This is a genomic window from Candidatus Accumulibacter contiguus (assembly GCF_012940005.1).
Lineage (GTDB): Bacteria > Pseudomonadota > Gammaproteobacteria > Burkholderiales > Rhodocyclaceae > Accumulibacter > Accumulibacter contiguus.
In genome coordinates, this window is the sequence record NZ_SPMX01000110.1 from 1 (window position 1) to 3,052 (window position 3,052).

The following is a 3,052-nucleotide window of genomic DNA, read 5'->3' on the forward strand; positions in this document are numbered from 1 at the left end:
GGCAAGGAGGTGAAGTTCACTGCTCTCCAACGCGCGCCCGACACGCCACTTCGCGAGCTGGCACGCATGCAGGCACAGCGCCACTTCATCGAGCGCGCCTTCGAGAATGCGAAAGGTTGCTGTGGGATGGCCGACTACCAGGTACGCAAGTGGCGGGCTTGGTACAACCACATGGCGCTCGTCTGCGTTGCACTACTCTTTCTCGTCAAGGAGCGGCGGCAACACTCACCCTACGCCGAATTACTGTCCTGTGCCGATGTCGTCGACATGCTCGTGGCGCAGCTCCCGGTGAAGATTCACGGTCGCGAAGACCTCGTGCGAATCATCGCCGAGCGTCATGCACGGCGACAAAGCGCCCGCGACAGCGCCTACCGAAGGCAGCCGCCAGCACCCAAAAATGCCATTAGAATCTGTTAATGTAGAATTACAAGTTAATATTGCTCGCCTCCTTAGGATTCCGCGATGACGCTTACGGTCATCCTCATTGCCCTGCTGCACGCCGTTCCGGTGCTTGTCGTTGGGGCAGTGAAACGCAGCAAGATTTGGCTCGCGGTCACCGCGATGATTGCTGGCGTCATCGGTGTGGTAACCGGCAGTCCAGCCTATGCGGCTGTCGATCTACTCGCAGTGGCTGTTGCATTTTTTCGTGGGCATCTCTTACATAAACAGTCAGAAAGCTGTTGTGCCAAAGGCGCCCAAGTTGCCCCCAACAATGCCGGAAGAAAAGAAAGAAGGGGCATCTTGGACTGGGTCCGTTGTCACCTTAATCGTCGTTGCCGCGTTTCTCGCCAACAAAACCACCGACAAGCCCACAGCCTTGCTGGCGCCCTCACCGTCAACACCTATTGCTCCCGCACCGCAACCAGTAGTTCTTGCGGCGAGCCCGCCAGCAGACACCCACCCACAGATCAAGTCTAGATCAGCGAGTAGAGGAATTGCTCACACCAAGCCCGGCAATTCTGACTTAACCGGGGTTTAACATGCAAAAAAACATTTTTTACAATCAATGTGTTATAAGGCTATTTGTAACTACTCAGGTACTGCATCTTGTTAAAAATCAACACGTTGCGAATATTGAAATAGCATAATGACGAATGGGACTGATTTAGAATCAAGTGGTTGCAAATTTATGCCATTGTTTTCATGTTTCTAACCAATTGTTTTTACATAACAATTTTACCTGAGTAGTTACGGCTATTTTGCACTACAAAAAAACCGTACCGTCGCAACAAGCTGATTAAATAGATGTTTTTATCCCGGATGTTAAACTTGGGTTAAGACACTGCCTCAACCTGCGATCGAATGCTGCCATTGCCAAATGCGTGGATCGCGGGGCGTAGACGCTGCTGCACGCTGATTCAGAATCTAAGATTATCTTGTGTCTGCTTAGCTGAACGACACGTACCCCGACCTGGAGAACCTCATGAAATCGAGCGTGCGAACCGTGTGTGCAATCGCCTTCACGGGCGTGACATTGAGCGCGACCCAGGTGAGTGCTCAACCCTATACCTTCACATTACTGGGCACGCTGGGTGGGACTCACAGTGATGCCTATGTCATAAACAATACTGGAGTAATCGCAGGGTCGGCCAGCATCATCGGCAATACCGCCACTCACGCTACCGTTTGGCATGGCACGACATCAACGGACTTAGGTACGCTGGGTGGGACAAACAGCTACGCCATCGCCATCAACGATGCCGGCATCGTCGCCGGGGAGTCCTATACCACGGGCAATGCTACCTTCCATGCTGCGATGTGGAACGGTGCTACGGTCACCGATCTCGGTACGCTGGGGGGGAACACAAAGCTTCGTCCAATCTATCAACAGCGCTGGCGTCGTGGCAGGGTATTCCCTTCTTGCCCCAGGTGGCGCTCCGTATCATGCAACCATTTGGCATGGTGCCACGCCGACCGACCTGGGAACGCTGGGCGGGACGAACAGCTACGCAATGGACATCAACGATGCCGGCGTGGTGGCAGGGTTTTCTGACATCGTCGGAGGCGTCTACCACGCCACCGTGTGGAACGGAGCTACGGCGACCGATTTAGGCACGCTTGGCGGGGCCAATAGTCACGCCGGCGGCATCAACGACTCCGGCGTGGTGGCAGGGTCTTCAGATATCCTGGGCAGCACTGCCTTTCACGCGACCATCTGGAATGGCACCACGACCATTGACTTAGGCACGGTAGGTGGCACACACAGCCAAGCCGTCGCCATCAATAACTCTGGCCAAGTGGTAGGGTGGTCGTACACCACGGGCAACGTTGCTGAGCATGCTACCTTGTGGAATGGCGCGACGGCGACCGATCTCAACAGCTTCCTCGATCCGAGCGTAGTGAGTGCGGGCTGGGTACTTATCGGGGCTAACGCTATCAACGACCAAGGGTGGATTGTCGGCCCAGCGCTCAACATTCACACTGGTACTCATGAAGGCTACCTATTGGCACCGGTTCCCGAGCCAGAAACCTGGGCCTTGCTACTGCTTGGTCTGGGCTTGTTGGCCTCGCGTCGTCGCTTTAAAGAGTCCGCAACCTGATCTCGACCATAGAGAACTTTCGGCTGTGCCGAATTGAGGCGCGCTAGAGAGCCACAAAAAATTTTTGCAAAAATTTGGGCGCACCCGCTCGCGCCCTTACCCATCCCCCCTTCCCACAAACCCGCCCCCCCGGTTCGGAATCGCTTTCTCTTCCCCGAAAAAGGAGTCTCTTTAGCCTCTAGATCAAGAGACTCCTTTTTTCTTCGTCCGTTCTCCGGACAAACGTCGTTCCCCGTTGCGTCGGTCTGGCGCTGCGCTCAACGTAGCCGCCAGCCTTCCCCCGTAGTCGAGGTCCAGGACAACCGCCCTGATCCTCACACCCGTAGCGGCATTGTCTCCTCTGGAGCGGTGCCGCTTTCCATTGGTACCTTCAACAGGAGCAATACCATGAAAACCCAAGTTCAACCCGTCCCCCTCACGCCGACCGTTGCCGAGAGCGAAACGCGCCTCATCAAGAGCGCCGCGCTCGTGACCTTCCGCTTCGTGCGCGCGACCATCAACGCCGCCAAGAC

The 3,052-nt window shown here is 55.5% G+C and carries 3 protein-coding genes and 1 pseudogene; all 4 read left to right on the forward strand.

The window, feature by feature from the left end:
- Positions 1–417: pseudogene (locus E4Q08_RS23320) on the forward strand (IS701 family transposase); the annotation flags it as partial.
- 45 nt (positions 418–462) lie between these two features.
- On the forward strand, positions 463–918 hold the full coding sequence (locus tag E4Q08_RS23325; RefSeq protein WP_169072168.1) for a hypothetical protein: 456 nt from the start codon (positions 463–465) through the stop codon (positions 916–918).
- 505 nt (positions 919–1,423) lie between these two features.
- Entirely contained in the window at positions 1,424–1,993 is a 570-nt protein-coding gene (locus E4Q08_RS26315; protein ID WP_169072169.1) for a hypothetical protein, read from the forward strand.
- Positions 1,953–2,540: a PEP-CTERM sorting domain-containing protein gene (locus E4Q08_RS23335; protein ID WP_169072170.1), complete on the forward strand. Its 588-nt coding sequence runs from the start codon at positions 1,953–1,955 to the stop codon at positions 2,538–2,540. The genes E4Q08_RS26315 and E4Q08_RS23335 overlap by 41 nt, the downstream gene beginning before the upstream one ends.
- Positions 2,541–3,052 lie beyond the last annotated feature (512 nt).